At 48.7% G+C, this 19,944-nt stretch carries 16 protein-coding genes; 1 reads left to right on the forward strand and 15 read right to left on the reverse strand.

The window, feature by feature from the left end; all coding sequences use genetic code 11:
- Positions 1-80: 80 nt before the first annotated feature.
- From ACN0VA_RS11315 to ACN0VA_RS11385, 15 genes are read right to left on the reverse strand one after another with little or no spacing between them, the layout of a single operon-like run.
- Entirely contained in the window at positions 81-6,623 is a 6,543-nt protein-coding gene (locus ACN0VA_RS11315; protein WP_417821257.1) for a hypothetical protein, read from the reverse strand.
- Positions 6,620-8,425 (reverse strand): hypothetical protein, encoded by a 1,806-nt coding sequence (locus tag ACN0VA_RS11320; RefSeq protein ID WP_417821258.1) that lies wholly within the window; start codon positions 8,423-8,425, stop codon positions 6,620-6,622. Before ACN0VA_RS11320 ends, ACN0VA_RS11315 begins: the two co-directional genes overlap by 4 nt.
- A 2-nt stretch (positions 8,426-8,427) precedes the next feature.
- Positions 8,428-9,054 carry a hypothetical protein gene (locus ACN0VA_RS11325; protein ID WP_417821259.1) on the reverse strand — a complete coding sequence of 209 codons (627 nt, stop codon included), beginning with the start codon at positions 9,052-9,054 and terminating at the stop codon, positions 8,428-8,430.
- Positions 9,054-9,524: a hypothetical protein gene (locus ACN0VA_RS11330; RefSeq protein ID WP_417821260.1), complete on the reverse strand. Its 471-nt coding sequence runs from the start codon at positions 9,522-9,524 to the stop codon at positions 9,054-9,056. Before ACN0VA_RS11330 ends, ACN0VA_RS11325 begins: the two co-directional genes overlap by 1 nt.
- Positions 9,517-11,769: a ubiquitin-activating E1 FCCH domain-containing protein gene (locus ACN0VA_RS11335; protein ID WP_417821261.1), complete on the reverse strand. Its 2,253-nt coding sequence runs from the start codon at positions 11,767-11,769 to the stop codon at positions 9,517-9,519. The genes ACN0VA_RS11330 and ACN0VA_RS11335 overlap by 8 nt, the downstream gene beginning before the upstream one ends.
- A complete protein-coding gene (locus ACN0VA_RS11340; protein WP_417821262.1) occupies positions 11,766-12,359 on the reverse strand; it encodes a hypothetical protein in 594 nt (197 codons plus the stop codon). Before ACN0VA_RS11340 ends, ACN0VA_RS11335 begins: the two co-directional genes overlap by 4 nt.
- 51 nt (positions 12,360-12,410) lie before the next feature.
- Positions 12,411-12,809: a hypothetical protein gene (locus ACN0VA_RS11345; protein ID WP_417821263.1), complete on the reverse strand. Its 399-nt coding sequence runs from the start codon at positions 12,807-12,809 to the stop codon at positions 12,411-12,413.
- Positions 12,810-12,851: 42 nt separating this feature from the next.
- A complete protein-coding gene (locus ACN0VA_RS11350) occupies positions 12,852-13,256 on the reverse strand; it encodes a Bbp16 family capsid cement protein (RefSeq protein WP_417821264.1) in 405 nt (134 codons plus the stop codon).
- 41 nt (positions 13,257-13,297) lie between these two features.
- On the reverse strand, positions 13,298-14,302 hold the full coding sequence (locus ACN0VA_RS11355) for a major capsid protein (RefSeq protein WP_417821265.1): 1,005 nt from the start codon (positions 14,300-14,302) through the stop codon (positions 13,298-13,300).
- Positions 14,303-14,324: 22 nt separating this feature from the next.
- The gene (locus ACN0VA_RS11360) at positions 14,325-15,035 is read right to left on the reverse strand and encodes a hypothetical protein (RefSeq protein ID WP_417821266.1); all 711 of its coding nucleotides are present in this window, start codon (positions 15,033-15,035) and stop codon (positions 14,325-14,327) included.
- Positions 15,010-15,360, reverse strand: a complete 351-nt coding sequence (locus ACN0VA_RS11365) for a hypothetical protein (RefSeq protein WP_417821267.1) — start codon at positions 15,358-15,360, stop codon at positions 15,010-15,012. Before ACN0VA_RS11365 ends, ACN0VA_RS11360 begins: the two co-directional genes overlap by 26 nt.
- Positions 15,360-17,021 (reverse strand): portal protein, encoded by a 1,662-nt coding sequence (locus ACN0VA_RS11370; RefSeq protein WP_417821268.1) that lies wholly within the window; start codon positions 17,019-17,021, stop codon positions 15,360-15,362. The genes ACN0VA_RS11365 and ACN0VA_RS11370 overlap by 1 nt, the downstream gene beginning before the upstream one ends.
- 4 nt (positions 17,022-17,025) lie before the next feature.
- Positions 17,026-17,232: a hypothetical protein gene (locus tag ACN0VA_RS11375; protein ID WP_417821269.1), complete on the reverse strand. Its 207-nt coding sequence runs from the start codon at positions 17,230-17,232 to the stop codon at positions 17,026-17,028.
- A gap of 9 nt (positions 17,233-17,241) precedes the next feature.
- Positions 17,242-18,801, reverse strand: a complete 1,560-nt coding sequence (locus tag ACN0VA_RS11380) for a hypothetical protein (RefSeq protein WP_417821270.1) — start codon at positions 18,799-18,801, stop codon at positions 17,242-17,244.
- Positions 18,758-19,123 carry a hypothetical protein gene (locus tag ACN0VA_RS11385; RefSeq protein WP_417821271.1) on the reverse strand — a complete coding sequence of 122 codons (366 nt, stop codon included), beginning with the start codon at positions 19,121-19,123 and terminating at the stop codon, positions 18,758-18,760. Before ACN0VA_RS11385 ends, ACN0VA_RS11380 begins: the two co-directional genes overlap by 44 nt.
- 237 nt (positions 19,124-19,360) lie before the next feature.
- On the opposite strand from ACN0VA_RS11385, the gene ACN0VA_RS11390 reads away from it, so the two are divergent.
- Entirely contained in the window at positions 19,361-19,936 is a 576-nt protein-coding gene (locus tag ACN0VA_RS11390; protein ID WP_417821272.1) for a hypothetical protein, read from the forward strand.
- The last annotated feature ends 8 nt before the right edge of the window (positions 19,937-19,944 follow it).

A 19,944-nucleotide genomic window follows, 5' to 3' on the forward strand; every position in this document is an offset into this window, starting at 1 on the left:
TAGCATGTTGCAGAGGATGGGTTGAAACAGATTTACACCGTCACAGCCCATATTGCGGATCACAGCTAGGCATTTTCAAATCAATCGCCTCTATAGTCTTTCTGCACAAAGGCCTCTATAAAACCCTCAAGCAGGTTATCCGGTTCTTTCTCTCCCGTTGCCACGTCAAAGATATATTCCCCGGTCAGCCACATCTGATTTGCAGGTAAAGGAGGCAGGCCGGGCATCACCGCCGCTGTCTTCAAGGCAGTCTTGACCAATGCTTTATCTAGCTCGCCCTGTTCTATCTGTGTCGCTAAATCTGGAATATTCTTGAGAGTACCTTGAACGGGTGAGATTTGGTAAGGAAAGCCACTTACAATAGAGCTCATCAAGTCTCGCAAAATAGGAATACCTGCCAAGCCAAACGTCACCCAATTTTTAGCCATCCACTCCGCCCAACCTTCATCCTCATCCGGTCCACCGACACCGGCAGCCGCGAACATGGCGGGAAACAGGTTTGCTGGGATAAAGGTTAAAAGTATCATATTTGTTGTAAAGATGTGTGCTCTCTTCCATCCTCGCTCCTTTGTCATCTTGTATTCATCGACAACCATGTTGTGCATGGCTGAGAAGAAGGTCATATACATGGTAAGGAGTTTTTGCGCCTCTGATCCACGTTGAGCGGCTGACAGGTCAGAAGATAACCCTCCTGATTGCGTCATACGAACCACACTATCAGCATAGGAAACGGCTTTTTCTTCACTTCCTGTCCGATCAAGCTCATATTGATATCCAGCCAGCCATGTCGGCATATCGACTAACTGTTGAGCCTTGCCGATCATCATCAAGAGAGAGGCCTCATAAACTGCCGTCTTGCCGCCCTTGATCCGCTTCATGTTGTCATGGATTTCCCGGTCAAAGGTGCGAGAACGCTCACGCATCAAAGAGGAACGCTCATAGACAAACGCAGCTTTCTCTTTTGGTGCTGAATAAAAATCCGTCAATCCCTTGCCAGCATAACGCAACCCGCCACGCACGGAACCCGTGTCCGAAATCATCCGGGCCATCGATTGTGTGTAGCCGAGTGGCTGTAATAGGATCGTTGAAAGCTTATACCCCATAGTCATCATGGAAGTACGTTTGCGCAGAAATGCTGCCGCAGTATCCCAGAAACCGGAAGGCGGTTTTACATCGCCTGCAATGCTATCCGCCAACCAATCACGGAGTTGTTGCATCCGAACCGGCCCTACGGTATCGCGCAAGGCCTCAGATACTTCCTTGTGGTTCATAATCCGGGAAACATCCAAGGCCGCCTTCCGCATTGAAAGGTCATGGACGGTCTCATCGATGGCTTGAAAGAACACATCCAGATCAAGCTTTATCTTTAACCCGCTCACCGCTGCCAGACGTTCTTTTGTCCGGCCTTGGCTTGTTGTCGGCCTGCCCATCTCGCCACGGATCATTTGCTTGAAAAGATCTTCTGCACTATGTGAGACAGCCTTATCAGATTGACGATCATCATATTTAATCGGGTAATATCCGCCTTTGATCATACGGCCTGAGGACAAGGTAAAAGAATCAGCTTCAATCTTCGGGGGGGCAACGCCTTTGGTATCTTTATCAAGCGCGACAGTTTCCTCCCAATAGCTATCAATGAAGTCCCAGACACCCTCAACAAAATCCCAATCCCGATCATCCAAATGAGAGAGAACTGCATGCAAATCAGCTTCGCTCCATTTGTAGCTTTTCAGGAGCTTCTCTTTGTTGTCCTTGTTGCCCACATTCAAGGCCACCGACAAGATGCTGCTTTTTGTCAAACTCATGCCAACACTGTTGATATGCACCTTCTTAGTGAACATTTTGCCAGCTTCTTTGGAATTGTACTTCTCAAACAGTTCGCGCATGGTTTTAGCCGCCTGATGGCGTCTTTCTTCCAGATCATTTGCAGCACTGGACACAGTGCCAAAGAGATACTTATGCACCGGGCCAGTGTCGAACCCATCCAGCTCACGGAATAGAAATTCCATTTTACGCAGCGAGAAGCGTCGCAAAAATCCATCTCGTCTTTTCTCAATGTCTGTTAGAGAAACCTCAGGGTTTTTGATATCACCTTTCCAGTTGTTATAAATGCTATCCGCAACCTCGTTGGCAACCGCATCAAGCTCACGTTTTTCATTTGCCAAGAACAGCTTTTTCTTGTTCCGGCCTAATGTTTCAAGATGCTTCACCGTATCATAGAGGCCTCGCAATTCTTCCATTGTGAGATTTTTGTAATGCGTTTTCTCTGAGGCGACCAAAAGCTCTTGAGGAATATCCGGCACAATATCCTCATCCTCCTGCTTTTCAGCCAACCATTGCCTCATTCTATTGAGCTTCTCCTGTTTTTTCACAGACGAGCGAAACTCATAAATAGAAAGAAGATCTTGAATGCGCTCAACGTAATCAGGCGCGATCCCTTTCAATTTTGTCGCAGAACCAGAGAGTTTAAGCATTCTTCGCTCAATCTTCTCGACCTCATCCTTGATCTTCTTGGCTTCCATATACAAATAATGATTGAGCAGTTGTTGGCGCGATGCCTCATATGCCCGACCCCAATCACCTTTGAGGATGGCGTACTTTGATTCCCTTCCTGCCTTCATTGCCTGGGAAAGGTACTGGCCTGCACGGGTTGCATCCTTCACCCGTTTTGAAGCCAGTGTCGTCTTTGCAATCTGCCTTGCAACGGCTGCCGGAGTGCCGGGTTTACCACTATTCTGAGCTGCAACTTTCAACTCAAGAGAAATCGCAAGGCCGCGTTTGTCATTGTGAACGGCATTGATAGCAGCTTCCGCAGCTTGGCGCTTATTGTCCCTCAATGAACCATGAACCTCATTCATTTTCGACATAGCCCGCTCATTGATCATGGCATTACGCTCTTTCTTGTTCTTTTTGGCATTCCAGAGCTGTTGAATAAGATCACTGCCAGAAGCAAACCCAAGACGATCCGCAAGAATATCCGGGTGCAATCCACGCTCCACGGCGTACAACCCTTTAGGCAATAGCTTCAAGGCTTCCTCGCCATGCAGATCAATGATGGCATCACGAGAAAGCTTAATATCATTCTCAGGGTCACGCAGCATATCCATTGCCAAATAGACAGGCTGTGAATTTATTTCCCTCTCAATCGGTTCTCGAACCCTTTTATATTCATCCTTCCATGCACGGCTTTCCCGGTTCACTTCCTCCTTGATCTTGAGAGCTTCCATTTCAGCAATAGCACTTTCCTTGGCTGCCTCGTTGGCTTCCAGATAGGCCTTTGCATCTGCATCACTCATTTCAGCAAGAACGCCCTCTTTCACATTAAAGCTTGTGTAATTCTGGGCAGCATCGATCTCTTCCTCAGTTGCAAGCAGGCGGTCAAACACCGCTTTGACGCCTTCATCGATCGGGAGCTCTTTATCACCTTGGAAAAGTCTTCCTTTTATTTCCTTATAAATGGTAATCAGCCAAGAGCGGAAAGCAGCGAATGCAGGCTGCAAGTCTTTCGATGGAGCCTTTCCCTCAGAGAGGTATTTCTCAAACGCCTCAGCAAGCTTTTCCTGCTTGGCCCTAGCAGCCTCTCCATGCTTGTTAATATCCATTTCATCAGCACTATTCGCACCAACAAAAGTCAACATATCAGCAAGCATCTTCTGAGACTGCTCAGGAGCTTTCTCCATAGTAGAAATTTTCTCAAGGTTGCTTACAAAGAAGTGACCACTCTCATGCAGGAACGTGGACGGGTCAGAGTGCTCAAACAGCTTAATGATGCCGCCATGCTCTTGAGGTGTGAAGGAGCCCTTAACATTCTGAAAGTAAGGGTTACCTTGCATATCTTTGACACCAGAGAGCATTTGGCGTATATTGAAATTAAGGGGTTGTCCTCCCGTGATACTTGGCGATGTCGCAGACGCTTGAGCCTTGGTGGGAGACAGCCCCTTATTCTCGACAATCACATCGTACATATCAAACTTGTTAGGGTTTAATTTGAGTCCTGCTTTAGTTTGTTCTGCGACTATGCGGATCACCTTGATACCTTTCCCATCGAACACGGGAACATAGAAGCGGTGATAACTGTCAATTTTAGGCTTTTTACTCTGCTTAGTGTTTGGGCCACTCTCGATGAGAGCAGCATGACCAATCAGATCGACAATATTCTCAATGGAACGCGCTCGCGTGATCTTATCCTTACTCCGAATGAAGCCTCCCGAATAAACAACATGAGATACTTTCTTAGGTAGGATTTCTAGGATTTGACTTTCGTCTTTTGTCGGTATTTCTTCACCGACCCAAGCTTTCAGTCCATTCTTAAGGTCATTCGCATTTTTAGCCGTGTTCGGCAATTTGGTGAGGTCTAAAACTTCCACAATCTCATTTGGATCAACACCAACATTCACAGGCTGAAGCAATGATTTTGCGTCATCGCTCGCACTATCCCGCAAGGCAGTCTTGATTTCCTCGCGGGTCATGTTCTGCCAATCCAGCCCGATATCATCCATCAGGGAAACCAATTGAGAGACCGGATCATCCAAACGGGATGCTTGCTCTTGTTCATCCAAGGTTTTTAAATCGATTCCAGACACCTCGTTCTCAATCGCTTCCATCAACGCATCAGGATCAACATAATTGTTGCCGGAACCGTCCTCTGTCATGGTTTCAAAAACCGTTCCAGTATCACGCACGATATTGCTCAGGTCCGCAATCCCATTGGTTTTAAACAGACCGGGGAACACTTTGTTAGAAACACCGCGCTCAATCAGTTGCTTCCCTGCCGAGCTATCTGGTCGCACTCCCAATGATTTGAGATAGGACAAGATCGGCTTTCTCCCCCCGACATGATTGCCTGAAAGAGCGCGCTCGATCATTGCGTCAAGCTGTGTGACCTCTGTTTTTTGGACTTGGTTCTGAAACGGACCAACGATTTCCAAGCCGTAATATTCACGAGGATCAAGTCCCCACTTTTGTAAGACCTTCGCATGAGCCCTGTGAAGCGCAGCCCCGTGCATAGCTTCATCCGTAGGGAGGCCGGATGCCAGAAGCTTGCGACGGATTTCCTCACCAATCTGATCCACATCATCCAGCATCTCAGCATCTATCTCTGCCGCACGCATGGCCTCATTGTATTCCTCAGCATAAAGGTCATTCTTTTCAGCCTCAAACTGAGCGGCCTCATTTGCTGTAAAATCATCATGGCGTAGCTTGATATCATCCCGCACAACATCGAAAATCTCTGATCCGGCAATATGAGAGGCAAAGGATGCCATATCCATCCGGACGAAGCCTTTCAAAGCCATATTCTGCTTAAGCTCACGGACATCACCCTCATCCATCAAATCAAATGCTTCGTCCAAATGGCCACCCTGATAAAGCTCATTCAGCTTTTCACTATCAACATACACCTCCTGAGCTGCCCCACCGTTCTGCTCAAGGATTGCCTTAAGACGTTCTTGCTCTTTTTCTGGAAGACGTTGGCGTAATTGGTTGTTGGACTGACCTTCATTGAGACGTTCAAAAAACTCCTTTTGCTTGGCGTTTCTATTCGATTTGATGGCCCCTTCTATCGTTCCGGTAGTGAGCCGCATGGAACCGCCATAGATACCCCCGCCGACAGCCCCTGCAAGCATTTGATCACCCATTTCAGCAGCGTTCATGCCCTTCTTGGTGCCAAGGTGCGTTCCGGTATATTCAAGCCCCTCCTGCACCGCTTCTGTGCCTGCCTCTTTCACAAAGGCCTTACCTGCAGCAGGAAGAACGTCTTTGATGCCTTTGACGGAATCATCCAGACCGAATGAAGCCTTGGCACCGATACGCTCAAGCAGTGCAGATGCAACGGCTGCCGGAGCAGCCTTTATAAAATCTTCAAAGTTGGCTTCTTTTCGCCCATCATTATCAGCGCGCTCGTCTCCGAGTTCGCCTGTTCTGGCTGTTACATATGCAGGAAGATTAACCAAAACCGCCATCATATCAGGCAAGGAAACGATCCCTTGCTCTATAGCAAAGGGAATAATGCTACTCAATGGTTCCTCTTTAACATCCTCCCACGATGTCGCGGCTTCATACCCAATTCCTTTTTGAATATCCTCTGTAAATTTAAAGAATGCTCCAAAGTCATCTTTGCGTTTCTGTGCCAGCTCATCCATCGGACGCCAACCAATACCGTCCCTATCAACATACACCTCGCCAAGCGGTATAATTTTCTCAAAAAAATCTCCCACCGCATCAATATCAATTACCTTATCGGCACCTATCCCACGCAACAAGTTTGCCGTACCGCCAATAAGCCCCACACCGCCATCAGTTACACCTCTAAGCATGGTTTCGCTCCATGCCATTTCCTCCACACTATCTTTTGAAAGAGCGGCATTCTGATCCTTTGCCAGCCATTCTTTTGTAGCAGGAGCATCAGCCTGATTAAGGAAGGACTGCAAATCAGCCATTTTGGCGCGTCTCTCAACCTCTTGCTCTTGCTCTTCAACAACAGCCATAGGGAGTCCGGTTCGTTTTTGAAGTTGAAAGCGTTTCGTTGCCTGTTCCGGCTCAACATCGACAGAAGCCTCAAAGGCAGTTGTCGGATTAGGCTTTTCTTGTGAGGCCTGTTCAATAAAGTCTCCGATACCGCTCATTTAGCTTTCTCCAAAAGTTTGATCATGCGTTTCAAATTGCGCGTTGCATAAGCCCCGGCAATCATCTCAATCACATCATTGTTGATATCACCCTCAGCCCATCCTTTAGCTTTCAGGGCATCTGTGATGGTTTTCTTGTCAGTGTCAGAGATTTTGTCAAAAGGCACGAATGCTTCATCAATCTGCTTCTGAGACATAAATTCAGTTTGGAAACTATAGCCACTAAAGCTTTCCTCCCCCTTCTTTGGTAGGCCGAGATTGCCTGTATTGTCAGGATCAGCCTCAACCTGCATCATTAGGCGCGCCGCTTCTTTGCGAAGCTCAGCATCAGTCGGCTCTTTCCCTTGGTCAATATAGCTATCAATAAAGAGATTCATGGCCTCAACAGCACGATTTGCAAGAGCCTTTTCTACATCTTTCGCCTTAGCTGATCCGAACTTCATCGACGCTGGAGCCATGTCTTTCAGTAACACCTTGCCGCGATTGTATGGCTGGGCATTGGTTTGCATCTTGCTCAAACGCTCCTTTGCCTTTTTCTGCTTACCGACAAAGTTCTGAAAGGTCGTTTCAGTCAGAGCGTGCTTGTGTTTAGAAAGATCTTCTTTCACAAGGTCCGTGTCCTGCATGGCATTTAGCTTGGTTTCTGTATCTGAGTCATCAGTCTTGGCGTGAGGTGTTCCCATCCTGGCAACATTAGCCTCATAGGTCATAGCAGCGGAAAAGGCAGAACCATCAGCCATGATGGCGGCTTTCATGTCCTGAGGAAGTTCACGGAATGGAATACCATTTGCCATTTGCTCACGGGCCCGCTTTTGACGATCCTCAAGGGCTTCTTTGTCCAGACGCCTCCTTGTCGCAAAACGGTTCTTAATTTCTGCCTTGGCCTGCTTTTCTTCATCACCGGAAAGGTTCTTTTCAACCCATGCCAAGGCATCCCCTTCATTGTCCGCAAATCGCACAAGAGCATTATCCGCAATCGATTGCACCTTTTTGAGCGTGTTCTCAGCTTTCAGCAGCTTTTCAAGACGGTTTGCATCTCCAGACAAAAGCTCACCGTCTTTGGTGGCCTGTTCAAGATACGCCTGAGCCCCCTGATCATCCTTATGCGCCAGCATCCGCTCAACGACCTTTGAATGCATGGCAGACACAGAGCCCTTCAACAAAGACGTCTTTTCTTCTTCCGACATGCCGTTGCGTTGAGCAAGGTCCTCAACCGATGTTATGATTTTATGCCGTTCGGCCTGCACCCGCTTTGGGTCCGTGTAATTGTTTGCAGCACTATCTACAGACCCTTGAATACGTGCTTTCAACTGTCCATCGTAATATGAGTTAAGCTCTCGGCGTTCATGGTTTTGCAGATTACCCAGCATTCGGCTACGGCGCGCTTCAATCAACCGTTCTATATTCAGACGTTGGCGTTGTGAGGTGAAGCCTTTTGTAATGCTTTGACTAAATTTGTCATAATCATTCCCGATGGAGTTCGACAAACCGAAAGCGCTTTTACCTTTCTTGGCATATGCCCCTTTTTCAGGATCATGCAGGATGGCGTTTTCGTAATCCTCAAGGTGCTTTTCCGCTTCAAGCAATTGAGATTTCTCAAGAAGCTCCTTTTGCTCCATAGCGATAGCGTCAAGACGATTGGAAGCGTCTTGCAGTTGGCGCCCTGCGTTAACCATATCTCGGCCTTTGTTCGCCCCAAACATATCTGCATTCGTATTCATGCGCTGATCGGGTGTATTTAACGGTGTCGCACGAACTTGACCAACGCCAGCTTCGGGGGATGTAGGAACTTTAATAGCCATGATTAACCTGCCTGATATCTATACCATTTGTCCGCAACGGCAGATGCCCCGCTAAAAAGGGCTGAACCACCGGACAAGAGGGGGGATTGAGAATTTGCCTGTGCGGAATAAAGACCGGATTGCGCCTGATGGTTCATACCTGTAACCTTATGGTTATAGGCCTCAACCTCTGCATTGTGCCGGATCGTCAAGGCGTCGAACTCTCCAAGCTGTGCTGTGTCCTGCAAAATGCCAATTGCATCTTCCTGATCAACGGCAAAACCTGATGAGGCCAAAGCAGAGCGTTGCTTGCCTTTCAGTTGCTCCACCTTCAAACGATGTTGGCGTTCTTCGATTTCACCGCGCTTGGTTGCGTCCTCTGCTTTGCGGTCTGCGATAATCTTGTTGTTATTGGCAACTGCCGCCTGATAGTTTGCTTGATCCTGTGCGGCTTGTGACTGCTGCATTTGACCATAGACATTCATGCCCATAGAAAGCGCAGTTGTCGCCAGTGATGCGTTCGCCATCATTGCCATTGAGGCATAGGTGGCCTGCATGGCGGCTTGCGCAGCGGTCATTACCGTTGTTGTAGTTGCAGCCGTTGATCCAGCCATTGCAACGCCCGTTGCCGTTGCTACAAAAACACACATCACGCTCTCCTTTTTTCAAAATAATGAAATGGCAATCCTTCAGGTCCAAAAGGCGCAGCTTCTCCCACCTCAAACCCGAGCCACTTCAACCAACGAATAGCCGCCACGTTTCGGGCATCCACCCAATTGTAAAGGTGGTGGTAAAGCTCGTTCATTTGGGTCACCATCACCCCATTTTCACGGACAAACTTACGCGCAACCATCTGGTCATCAAGGGCCGTTGTTCCAATCATCCAAGGCGCAGCGGTTCCGGCAAATGAATTGATAGGTGCCACGCCAAACAGGCAGACAGGCATAATATCGGCATATCCAACCCAACAATGAGAAGAGCAGCGATAGGACTGGACAAGCGCCTCCACGAACGGCTTTCCCGTCATGGCTGTTGCTTCTTCTTTATCGGCATCCCGGGTAAAAGCGATAACCCGCCCCATATCTTCCATTGTCGCTTCATGGGTGAACGCCTTAATCATCGCTCACCTCAATTTCAGGCTTCATGGTCAGGATGGTAAAAGGCATTGAATTGCTTTGACGAACAAGGAAAGATCCGTTGTCACCCCATCCGGCTTGAATGGTCACATCAACGTTTTCCGGCCCTTTCACGAAATCAACAAGTTCCGTCATATCAACAAGGCTTTCTGCGTCTGGCCCGACCTGCAAGCCTCGCGCATTCATCACTTTCATTTTGACCGACGAGACGCGCTTTGTGTTCCCTGCGTCTGATGGATCTACGATAATTTCCAACGGCTCGACATCTGACACATAAGGCAGGCCAATATGAACAACCGAAGCCAAACGACCAAGATCAACGGCTCCATCCGTTACAAGCAGGTCATCAATAATGTTTGTGTCTGCGATTGCCCGGACGGTCATCCCTTCAAGATGATCAAGTCCCGTTATCACTTGTTGTTGAGGGTCGAATGTGCCGGATAAGGAGCAATCCAGCATGTTATAGTCTGCTTCGTTGTCCACATTCAGGGAATTGAGACGCTCGACAAACTTCTTGTCTGTTCCATTAATGTTGCGCTTAACAGATAAATAAACAGCATCCTCGCGCCCCTCCGGCACGGTGCACACACTTAGAAACTCGCCTTGCGTGTCGTGGCGGTGCCATGCCCAAACCTCATGCTCTTTAAGGAAGGTCATGCCTGCCAGTGATCCGTCATCAAGGACGCACCAAACGATTGAATGCGGACGTTTCGCGTAAGCCCAATCCATAATCTCTTTACCGTCAAAAAGGTGGCGGGCCAGAATGGTCAAGTCGGTGGCGTCGAAGCTGTCTTCTGTCAGTTCGTATCCAAAATCACGGATAGTGTTTCCGCTGCTGTCCACATATGTAATGGCCTTTCCGACCTTAAGCGGTGGCAGATAGGAACATCCGTGGCTCGTGTAATCGTCCGCCGAAATTGTGGAATAGCTGATTTGCCCATCTTGCCCGGAAATAACCCACTCCTCACCCGCCGTGAAGGTTACAAGGTCTTTGTTGCGACGGACAAAATGCATGACCTCTTCGGACGTTTCCAAGGCGCGGGTAATTGAATCATCGTCTTTCCGGGGGCTTGAATATGACAGGTTCTTATAATGCCCGACTTGCGTCATCCAGACAGTTCCCGGTTTCGCGGTCGTGTTGGCGAAACACTTGCGCTGCTTGAAATACTCAACAACGCCGGGGTTATTATTGGGACCTCTAAATGGATTGCGCGCCTGCGGCGGTGTGTCGTTCACGTCCGGTTTTATATTGTCATCAGTAAAACTCAGACTATCAGAACGACCTACAAACCCATAAAACCCGGTAAAAAGACGGTAAATATTATAGGTCACATTATCCGGTGAGGCATCGTAGCTTATGGTGTTGTCCCATTCTGCATCCTTACTGGTTGTCACCTCAAAGAAGGTGCGCGCAACTGTTCCACCGCTTACGTAGGCGCTGTAGCCGGTTCCATCTTCTTCCAGAAGATCAAATGTATCGGTGCTTACATTGGTTATTGTGAAGTGAGTGTCGTTAATCTCTGACATACCAGTAACGTCACTGATATAGACCTCATCACCCACTTCAAAGCCATGCGCAACAGCAGTAATTGTGACCGGGTTTGTTTGCGTGGCGTTTGTGATCGACACAGTGGTTGCGCTTGGCCCTGGCAAACTCACTTCGCCCGTATCACGATCAACGGCGCATACTTTATAACGAAACGTGCTTTCTCCTTCCGTGCCGTTTACCGTCACAGATACATTAGACGGCGGGCTTGTTTCAGGCTCAAACTTGGATACCTCCAGCCCCCAAAGATGATGGTCTGTGCGCGTTAAGTCTCGCGTCTCATAACTGCGGTGCGCAATCGTCATCGTGTCCATTGATTGCGTGTATTTGAGATATCTTAAAGCATCTTCTGCATAAGGCGTGACAATCTCAGCAGGCTGATCATCAAGGGGATTTAGAACAACACCGCCATCCTTGATGATGCGCATATTCATATCACCAAAGGCCAACACGTAAGCTTGTGCAGAATTGAAACGAAACGGAATAAGGCGGTCTTTTTTCGTGCTGTCCTTATGCTCGCAGATAAATGTGGTTCCAGCTCGTCCAGATAACCCGCCTTGTGCATGAATGATAACGTTGCGCGCTGTTTTAAGGCCGCTTTGGTACTTGGCAAGGTCTGCCCTGCCAGACACAGCCGGAGACTGTTCACCGCCCGTAAATGATGTTTGCAGCTTGCTCGTCATCGCGGGACCTCATGCCAAGGCACGCTAATTTCTTCTTGGTCATCGCCTTCGGCTGCATCGATCGATTGCGCACGAGGTAGAGCGATCTCTTCGAACATTTGCAATGCTTCCCGCGCTACAGAGGCTTTCTTGCCGAGCTCTCCTGAAATGCGGTATGCAAGATTATAGGCCACTGCATCAATGAAAATGGCCCCGTATAAATTGGGATCCGTTACCTTGATGGTATAGACGAGCGTGGCTCCATCCTGATCGGTAACGATGCGGCGCTGTCCGCCTATGTTTGTGACTTTAAATTTAACGGACTGCTTGCCATAAGAATTAATAATTTCTCGTGCGCCATCTTCAATACAGCGCACTGGATATTGATAAACAAATTCATATTTAGGATGTGTTTCAAGTGGCATCTTGACCAGCGAGGCGGTTTCCTCAGCGAAACTCCAAGGGTGCGCAATTAAGGTAGCTGTTAAGGCTTGATCCCAATGGGTTGCGCAAACAATGCGTTCTGTGGTGTTTTCTGTGTCAGATTTAATCCGCTTCCCATGCTTGGCATAGGAAAGGGCCATATTCCAGATATCTACCTTTGTGGTCATGGTTTTGCCTCGCATGAAAAGAGGCGGAGCCCGAAGGCCCCGCTCTATCGGTTACTTGCCTTCTTTGGCGGCAAGCTGGTTTTGCAACTTGGTCACTTCGCCTTTTTGGGCAGTGAGTTGCTTTTTTAGCTTCTCGTTTTCGGCTTCCACTGCCTCAATCTGCTTTTTCAGATCAAGATTTTGCGCTTCGGCTTCTTCGTTAATGGTTGTGAGTTCACCCACCTTATCTTCAAGGAGGGCGATTTCTGCTGCTGCGGATTCTGCATCCAAGCCAAGATCGGGCGAGGCTTTACACTTGCCGTTACTTTCCAAGGCCGCAAGCAGGTCTTTGTCTTCTGTTGCCATCCAATTAGAAGAAAAGTCCGAAATTTCCTTAATCTGGAAACTTGCACCTTCTTGGATGATCTTATTGGCGTAGTAGCCTTTTTGTGTCGCTGTCACTATGTACATCTCAACGCTTTCCTTATGAAATTAAGCCATAAACCAACGCCGTTACACGTTGGTTTGGTTTCCTGCCGTAATACCAGCCGTAAACTTGCCAGCCGTTAGAGGCCCTGTTGCGACCGTGTAATAGACGTCAACGTAACGGCCTTCCGTGCCAAGCGGGATGTAACTGATCGGCACTTGATAACCCGCAACCAAGTCGGCCTTGGGGATAGCACCCGTTTCAATCACAGTCTTCGAGCTGCTCATGTCTGAATTGTCCGAAATACGCACGGAAAACTTGACGGTTGCAGCTCCGACCGCAGCGGCATCTTCGGTACACTGGATCAACAAAGGGATCGGTGTACCTTTGCCAATATCGCGCTTAACGCCAAGATCGATTACATTGGTCGAACCTGCCGTTACTGTGACGGCCTGCTTATCTGAGAAGAGGTTTTCTTCATCTAAGATCATTGTTTAATTCCTTCTACCTGAGAAAAAGGAGGGAGCGCCGCCTAAACGACGCGCGCCTCAGTGTTCAAGATTGCATCACATTCACGAACCGGGATTTTGCGGAAGTGCAAAACAGGCTCGCTATCGGGACCAGCTTCTTGCCAATGCAGGTGAACCTTGTTGTTGGCTTCGCGTGACTGGTGATCCAGATATTCAAGGATTGTGCTGTTGGCATAAATCGCAGCCTTGCCACCGGTCACTTTGCGTTGTTGCAGTTTCCAGTATGCCTTAACCATTAAACGGAACAGGTTCGCGCCTGTTGTGCCGTCTTCGGAAAGGTCAGAAACATCAATGTTGGCAATGCGGACAACGTAGCGATAGTCACGCACAGAAAGGCCGTTGTGCCATGTGAATTTTTCACGAAGAACGCGTAAGATGGAACTATCTTCCATTGTCTTGCTTTCTTCGCCGTAATCTTCACGATCAATGCCAGCTTTTACATTTTCAGGATAGAGGCCGTGAACGGTACGTTTGCCCCATACCACAATGTAAATGGATGTATTATCCGATCCGGTACCGCCCGCATCGACAATTTGCTTGCCGCTTTCCGCATTCAGGTCGTTAAAGCGCGGGGCAAACCCCATAAACTTGTCAGGATCAACGGCTGTGTCGCCATACCACAACGTTTCCGCCATTTCCTGATTGAGAGCTTCCAAGAACGCGCTTGCTTCGGACAGGCGCAAGCCTTTCGGGTCTTTTGATAATTCAACAAGTTTTTTGTCAACTTCGGAAAGAGCTTCCACATAGCCGGTTGTGTCTTCAACCTGTTTGGTGGTTGATTTACTGGGCTGTACACCCTTGTACAAGCGGCCCCATGTTGCGGACGGCAAACCTGTACGAACAGTTGTTTTGTGTTTCGTGCCGTTGTTGCACTCATCCACAATCATATCCTGCAAGATTTCATTGGTTTCCGCCAACATTTCAATAATGGTGGCAACCATCTTGTCTTTATCTGAACGCTTATAGACATCCGCGAGCGTCAGATAAGTATTCCCTTTAACTGCCATTTGGCCTTACTCCTCTTTAAGATTAATCGGGATACATAATGTCTTCAGGGCTTTCTGCGCCCTTCATGGTTGGGTCAGGTGTTGGTGTGTCGGTATCATCTTGCACCGACTTACCAACGGCATGCAGGAACTTGCGCACCGCTGGATTCTTATCGAGGAAGTACTGTCCAAGAACTTCCTGAAATTCTGTGCCGCCCTCGTAGGCGTCAAAGCCAGCCTTGATGGAGGCCTGAGCCTCGCCTTCAAATAAACCGGCTTTCGTGGACTCTTCCGTCCACTTTGTTTGCGTTTCATTCCACTGAGAAAGGACCGCTTCTTGTTGCTTCTGGACAAGCCCCGCATAGACATCAACAAGCTGCTGTGCCTTTGCTTGGCTCATGTTGTTGTCTTTCAGGAATGGTTCGACCGCAGCAAGGGCGTCTTTGTCCAGATCCATACCATCAGGCATGCTGAAATCTTCATAGCCATTTTCAGGGTAGCCTTCTAGCTTATCGCCGTCGTCTTCATCTTCGCCCTTGGGAGCGTCTCCCTCGGCTGGCTTTTCTTCGGTGTTGCTTTCTGTCGCGCCATCATCGGCGGGCGCTTCGCCACCTTCTACCGCTGCCGGTTCATCGCCACCGCCGTCACCATCAGGGACATCGGCACCAACGGAACGCAGTTCTTTCGGGTTCATGGCGTTCCACTCAGGCCAACGCGGGTCATAATCATCAATCGGTTTTGTCATCGTCTTCATCGTCAGAGTTTCCTAAAGTTTGATTTTCTACAACCATCTGCGCAAAGTAATTCTTTTGATCGTGTGCGCTCAATTCCATCACATCATTAAAAATATCCGTTGCGCAGCTTCGCATACCTTCAAATATAAAGAGTTCGCTATGTTCTGTCTGCACTGCATTGCGCGCATCAAGGAAATGAAAGCGTTCAAGCAGTCTCCAAATATAGCGCCTTCCACCAGTTGTATTTATCACAACTCGAAGATCATTGAAATTCTTTTGCTTATTTTCAGCTTCAAGCCGCCTTTGTTCTTCGGCCTCAATCTTTTCTTTTTCGTACAGGTCCATTAGATTTTCATGCCTCCCAATGCAGCATCAAGCAGATTTCCGCCGCCCGTTGATGTTTCAGAAAGCATCTTTGCCCCTTCAATGGCCTGACCAGCTTGTGCTTGCAGCGCTTGCATCTGGGCAGCTTGTGCTTTTGCGTCACGTTGGGCCTGCGCTTCTTCCATTGGCGTGATGATACCTGGGGGAACATTGCGCAGCTCGCCAAAGCGATCAATCGCCCCGTCAACATTAATACGATCAAGAATGCTCGGGTTGAGTTGTGCCACGGTGCCTGCAAACTGTAATGTGTCCTCAATCGTCTCGATCTCGACCTGCTTCTGCGCCATCGCCAGAACAGAGATTAAATCCAGTTCCAGTTCTTGCCCTGCCAACTCAGGTGGTGGTGGCGGTAAGATTCCAGCCGCCAGCATGCGGGCAAAGGTGTTGTCAATTAAAGGCTCCAGAAGATCATCGCGGAATTGCGTCAGAACCGGACCAAGCATAGTCAATTTTTCTTCGTGGCGCTCCACAACTTCCGTCGCGGTGATCTGGCGGCGATCAGAAGACAACATCATCATAAACAAATTGACATAAAAGGCCTCTCTGATCCGGTCCTCTGTTCGCATAATATCGTTGATGATACCTGCCATTTCAGGCGAAACCTGATAGATCGGCTCCAAAATGTCCTTACCCGCACCATCTGAAAGATAGCTTACCTTACCGGGGATGCCGGATATACGTGCTTTCTTAAGTCCCCCGCTGGCCTTCAACGGTGGGTTCAGGGATTTAATAAGTCCCTTGTCTTTCTCAAGTTCCTTACCCTGCAAAGCAGCAGCATCGCCAAGGGCATAGAAACTTGGCGCAACGCCATAGACATCTTTTGTCCCTACAACTTCCCAACGTGGGCCGTATGCCGGGAAACGATCAAACCCGGATTGACGCAGGTATTTGCTATCGTTACTTTCCGCTTCGAAATGCACCGATGAAAACGCCTTGTTCTTCGATAGCTTGCTTTGCTTGTTGCGATCCCTGTTCGGCTCAACCGCATGGATGATTTTAACGTTCTCGTCATAATCCCCATTATCGTACATCCGCTTGACGGTTGCAGATACCCTATCAAGACCATAAAAGCCAACAGCCTGTTCAACAGTTAAATCAGCATCGCGATAAAGGGTATTGACCTTGCCTTCATGGTCAACCGCAATCCGATAATCCCCCGCTGTCAGCGTGTTGAACCGGGTGACGTTATCAAAACTGTCAAACTGCATCATAACCGACGTACCAAACACCGCGAGCTCGGTGTAAACAGCATGAAGGTTGCGATAGAGGCCTGTCTTGTTGAAGATATCAAACATGGCCTGCTCGACGGTCCACAGGTATTTTTTAACCGGCTCGTACTTCCGCATGTCCGGGTCACTTGGCATTAAACGGAACCAAGGGCGCGACGGGTCGGTCATGCCTGCCCGCATACCTGAGGCCATAATACGCACGGCGAGCAAGGCCGTGTTGTTGAGGTTCTTTGTATTGCGGCGGGTTGTTAAGTTCTCATCGCCCACAAAGTTCCCGCGAAACGGCATGCAGTACTCTGCTAAATCTTTCCACATCGCCTTATGCGGACCATAGAGAGAAATCAGCTTATTATTCCGTTTAACGTGTCTCTTAATTCCGCTTGGCGGTTTCATTGCATCATTCCCCCAACTTCTTTTTCAAAGTGGTTGCTTGAGATTCCAAGCCACGGGCACTGGTGGCGATTGTTGAAGAGCGACCCGCCATCATTTGCAGGCGTTTCTTTTCATCATCACGCGCCTGTTTCACTTCCGGGTTTGTGTCTTTCGGCGGCTCGGGCGGTGCGGGCGGCGGTGCGGGCGGTGTCGGCGTGCTAGGTTTGCTCATGCACATAGTTTAACCTCTCATCCAAGGGTTGCTGTTTTCAAAATCTTCTGTTTCAACGTCTTCATTGGCGAAGTTGCCCTCATGGTCAAAGGCGACGGGGTAGGCAAACGTTAAGGCGAGCGCCTCACCAATATCAGGGGAGAAACCGAATTGCTTTCTGATCTCTTTTTTACCTAAAAGCTTAAAGCGCGAGTTGCTGTCATAAAGCCGGATTGCCGTTGTAAGATCGGCTTGCACTTCATCTTCATCAGGGATGGAAACAGGGCTGTCATGCAGCCAGTCCGCAAGCTCGCCCCACATTTCCGCACGCTTGTTGACATACTTGCGCTCATTATCAGCCACCACACCCGCATTCACGTTGGTTACGTCATAACCAAGCTCTCGCATACGGTCATAAACGCCTGCGCCAATGCCAATATTATCTACAAAAAGCTTTTGCAAGCCCCACTCTTTGAAGACACGCCCAGCCCATCCAACGACCTCCATAGTATCAAGCCCACGCTTGACAGAATACTTGTGAAACTGGCGACCTTGGCGAATAGCAATAACCGTCCGATCCCCCTTAACGCCATCACCAGCAGGGTCAAGACCACCGATTATTGGCCCATAAGGACGCTGCACAACGCCTTTGCGCGCCTTCATAATAATCTCTGGCGGCATCATGGCGTCTTCCGCCGAGGTCTCAAACGCCTCCGCTGCTGTTGCGGGGTATTCCTGCCGGAATTTATTTATACCCAGTTCAGCGACCTTGAAGCGCCTCCAAACCATATGCTCAAGGCTAACGCCATGCACCGTTTGATAATCGACTTCATCAGGCGTGAGGCTAAAATCCTCGGGGACCTGCATGGAGTATTCATCTTGCCAGAACCAAGGAACAAAGATTGCAATAAATGCGCTGTCGCCTTTCTCTGCCAACTTCCACTGTTGGTGGAAATAATTCCCCATGCCGTTCGCCGTAGATTCAAGAATGATCTCCGTTCCCGGCTCATTTGGCACGGCCTGCAATGCGCCCGCTGCAATCTCTTCACCATTCTTCCAAAAGGCAACCTCTGAGCCGTGGAAAAGCTGGATCGTTTCGCCACGCCCTGCACCTTCGTTCCCGGCGGTGGCAACACGGTATGAACAATCATTGTCCGCAAATACGAGCTCTTGTTTGTTTGAAGTCGATGCGCGAGGCCGTAAAGGGGCTGGGCATTCTTCATAATAGCGTTTTGCCATTGTGAACAACGCCGCTGCGCTGTCTGCCTCGTGCGACAGGATAAAGGCCCGCAACCCTTTACTGACAAACGTTCTCCAAAAGAACCGCCCCTCAACGTATGTGGAGCAACCCTGTTGCCGCCCCTTAAGGATAAGTGCGCGAACACTCCCCTTTTTGTTCCGCTGGCCTTCAAGTTTATCGTGAATATATTGCTGCGCTTTATTTAACGAAAAAGGGACAACAAGGCCCGATTTTGTGCGAATACGCAGGCAAGACCTTGCAAAAAATTTATAATCATCTCGAAGCGCGAACAACTTCTTTTTTTGCTCAACTGTCAGATTTAGAGCCATTAGCAGCCCCTTCCAGATCATCAAGCAAATCAGCAAAGCAAAGCGAACCGCTCAGATTAATATCCTTGCGTTCCCGGTACTGATCAGGGCGACGCGCCCCAAGTAAAAACTTGATCAAGGAACTGTCACCCTTATTGGCAAACTTTAGGGCCGTGTCCTCTAGTGTGTCCGTGCCCTCTTCGATTGCCTCATCCCAAAGCCTTGCGAACTCCGCATCCGTTTCGCGCAAGACATAGACATAGGCGCGGGAAATCCTCGCCAGCCGAGCAGCTTTCGTCACGCTGGCACCAGTCGATAGCACCTTAAAGAACTTCTCTTTTTTCTTTTCCGTGATCTCGCTCATCCATTTCCTGCATAATTTTGGACAACAAAAACAATCTATCAGTTGTTAAAATACCAACTATTGAACAAAAAAGAAACCCTCAACAATCCGAAGAAAGTTAAGGGTTAAGTTGTTTTGTCTGACGAAAACCGCGTCCTCGTCGGCGTTGACAGTTGTGAATATACCCATCATTGTTGCAATTGACAATGCCCCAAAGAGGGTGAAAGTTGTAAAAAACAAAAACAAAGGCGTTGACCAATGTTGAATTATGAAGCGATCCGCCAGCGGCTTAAGGAGCTGCATGGCAAAGATCAAGCAGGCTTTGGGCGTGCGATAAACGTCGATAAAGCCAATATCACTTTGATGCTTAAACACGGCAAAAGGAAGTTGCAGCTAAACGAGATTCCTATAGCCGCGCAGTACCTTGAATGGTCCGTTGACGAACTGCTCAGGCAAATCGGCATCCCCGTAACACCACCACCTGTGCAGCAAATCCAGCTTGTCGGCACCATCGAAAAGAATGGGCGCGTTACGGACGTTACACCGGAAAATATTTCGGCAGAGTTGCCACCCCTCCCGCAAGATGCTGTGGCCTATCATGTGAAGGAAGCACCTCTAATCAGGGGGGCGCTCATCGTTTCATTGCCCGTTAAATCCATTTCTCCTGACGCTATGGGCCGATTAAGCATTGTTCGCACATCAACCCACACGATGCACCTTTGCCACCTCTCAACTACCTTTAGAACGGGAATTTACAGCATGGAGTTTCCAGACGGGTCGATTAAGACGGATACAATTGAAGGGGCAAGCCCCATTTTATTTATTAAACCGTAGTGAAAAGG

It is taken from the genome of Terasakiella sp. (assembly GCF_048267425.1).
In the GTDB taxonomy this organism is placed as follows: Bacteria; Pseudomonadota; Alphaproteobacteria; order Rhodospirillales; family Terasakiellaceae; genus Terasakiella.

Excerpts from the sequence above, each read along its gene's own strand:
- ACN0VA_RS11315 (WP_417821257.1), bottom strand. The coding sequence starts at position 6,623 with ATGAGCGGTATCGGAGACTTTATTGAACAGGCCTCACAAGAAAAGCCT.
- ACN0VA_RS11320 (WP_417821258.1), bottom strand. The coding sequence starts at position 8,425 with ATGGCTATTAAAGTTCCTACATCCCCCGAAGCTGGCGTTGGTCAAGTT.
- ACN0VA_RS11325 (WP_417821259.1), bottom strand. The coding sequence starts at position 9,054 with ATGTGTGTTTTTGTAGCAACGGCAACGGGCGTTGCAATGGCTGGATCA.
- ACN0VA_RS11330 (WP_417821260.1), bottom strand. The coding sequence starts at position 9,524 with ATGATTAAGGCGTTCACCCATGAAGCGACAATGGAAGATATGGGGCGG.
- ACN0VA_RS11335 (WP_417821261.1), bottom strand. The coding sequence starts at position 11,769 with ATGACGAGCAAGCTGCAAACATCATTTACGGGCGGTGAACAGTCTCCG.
- ACN0VA_RS11340 (WP_417821262.1), bottom strand. The coding sequence starts at position 12,359 with ATGACCACAAAGGTAGATATCTGGAATATGGCCCTTTCCTATGCCAAG.
- ACN0VA_RS11345 (WP_417821263.1), bottom strand. The coding sequence starts at position 12,809 with ATGTACATAGTGACAGCGACACAAAAAGGCTACTACGCCAATAAGATC.
- ACN0VA_RS11350 (WP_417821264.1), bottom strand. The coding sequence starts at position 13,256 with ATGATCTTAGATGAAGAAAACCTCTTCTCAGATAAGCAGGCCGTCACA.
- ACN0VA_RS11355 (WP_417821265.1), bottom strand. The coding sequence starts at position 14,302 with ATGGCAGTTAAAGGGAATACTTATCTGACGCTCGCGGATGTCTATAAG.
- ACN0VA_RS11360 (WP_417821266.1), bottom strand. The coding sequence starts at position 15,035 with ATGAAGACGATGACAAAACCGATTGATGATTATGACCCGCGTTGGCCT.
- ACN0VA_RS11365 (WP_417821267.1), bottom strand. The coding sequence starts at position 15,360 with ATGGACCTGTACGAAAAAGAAAAGATTGAGGCCGAAGAACAAAGGCGG.
- ACN0VA_RS11370 (WP_417821268.1), bottom strand. The coding sequence starts at position 17,021 with ATGAAACCGCCAAGCGGAATTAAGAGACACGTTAAACGGAATAATAAG.
- ACN0VA_RS11375 (WP_417821269.1), bottom strand. The coding sequence starts at position 17,232 with ATGAGCAAACCTAGCACGCCGACACCGCCCGCACCGCCGCCCGCACCG.
- ACN0VA_RS11380 (WP_417821270.1), bottom strand. The coding sequence starts at position 18,801 with ATGATCTGGAAGGGGCTGCTAATGGCTCTAAATCTGACAGTTGAGCAA.
- ACN0VA_RS11385 (WP_417821271.1), bottom strand. The coding sequence starts at position 19,123 with ATGAGCGAGATCACGGAAAAGAAAAAAGAGAAGTTCTTTAAGGTGCTA.
- ACN0VA_RS11390 (WP_417821272.1), top strand. The coding sequence starts at position 19,361 with ATGTTGAATTATGAAGCGATCCGCCAGCGGCTTAAGGAGCTGCATGGC.